The following is a 1,454-nucleotide window of genomic DNA, read 5'->3' on the forward strand; positions in this document are numbered from 1 at the left end:
CGAAAATGAATTCTGACTGACTGTAATTTTCGTCCGCATTAGAAACATCGGTCAATCCGGTACAGATCACGGTAAAAACGGTTGTAAGTATCAGTAGCCTATTCTTCATCATATTTGTCAGTGCGCTCATTTGAAAGTGCGCGTCCTCATTTGAAAATTACTAATTCCGGGCAACGATTCTTATGGAATTTTAAATAAATGGTTGGTAAAATTGACCATTGATTTTGTGCAATTGAAATGATTAGGAATACAAATGAAAAAAACCGTTTTATTATTGATTGCCATTTTCTTGATTTTACCCGGCGTCTTGTTTTTTAACCCAGTGACCCAAGGAGCGGATATGAAAACTTTGACCATTCATTACCATCGATACAATGGACAATATCAGGGTTGGTCGCTCTGGACATGGGTTGACCAAACCAGCCGCGAAGTTATCTCTGAAAAGCGGGACGATTTCGGGCTTGTTTTTAAACTCAGCATCGAAAAATATCCGCCGCCCGGCAATATTGGCTTGCTCCCAAAATATAAAAACTGGGAATTAAAAGATGATCCAAACCGGCTTTGGAGTCGTTCGATGCCCACCGAAATTTGGATTTTGGAAAGTATCGAAGCCATTTTCTCCGAGCCGCCAGACACAAAACCGTCCATTCATCGTGCATTCCTCGATTCGCCTCACAAAGTAACTCTTGTGTTTACAAATTCGATCCGATCTGCACAAGCGACCAGTTTGCGTCCAGTTTTTTCACTCCGTAACGATGTTGAAATCAAAGGCGAAAAATGTCTCCTGATTCCTTACGGTTCCGATTCGTCGAAAATCGTCGAGGTGACGACATCGCAAACGCTTTCCGTCGATTCGCTTCCTGGCGAAGTTCACGTGGAAGGTTTCAAACCGATTGGCATTTACCTGCGCGGGATTTTAGATCAACCGGAATTTATCACCGATGAACCACTCGGCGCTTTCTATTCAAAACAATTGACAAAATTTTCTGTTTATTCGCCTGCTGCTACGGAAGTCACACTGAATCTGTATGATTTACCGGAAGGCGGAGATGCGAGCCTGATCAAACTGAAAAAGGGAAAGAATGGCATCTGGAAAACCGAACTTCCGGGCGATCTCATCGGAAAATATTACACTTACACCGTTGACGGTTTGTCGCAGGATTTCGATCCTAAGAGGGAAATCGTTGATCCTTACGCGCGTTGTGTGACGACGCACGATGGTCGAAGCCTGATATTCGAAGACGATACGCCTATTGTTAAGAGTCCATCATTCCCATTTCAAGATGCGGTGATCTACGAAATGCACGTCCGCGATTTCTCTATTGGGGAAAACTCAGGCATGACGAACAAAGGCAAATATCTCGCTTTCACGGAAATCGGAACGAAACTTCCCGGAACCGATCTATCCACCGGCATCGATCATCTTGTAGAACTCGGCATTAATACCATTCAAC

1 protein-coding gene is annotated in these 1,454 nt (G+C 43.7%); it reads left to right on the forward strand.

The features are described from left to right. Window positions 1-253: 253 nt before the first annotated feature. Window positions 254-1,454 (forward strand): hypothetical protein (locus COT43_11455; GenBank protein PIS27253.1); only part of this gene is annotated, 1,201 nt, incomplete at its 3' end.

It is taken from the genome of Candidatus Marinimicrobia bacterium CG08_land_8_20_14_0_20_45_22, from assembly GCA_002774355.1.
Classification (GTDB): domain Bacteria; phylum Fidelibacterota; class UBA2242; order UBA2242; family UBA2242; genus 0-14-0-20-45-22.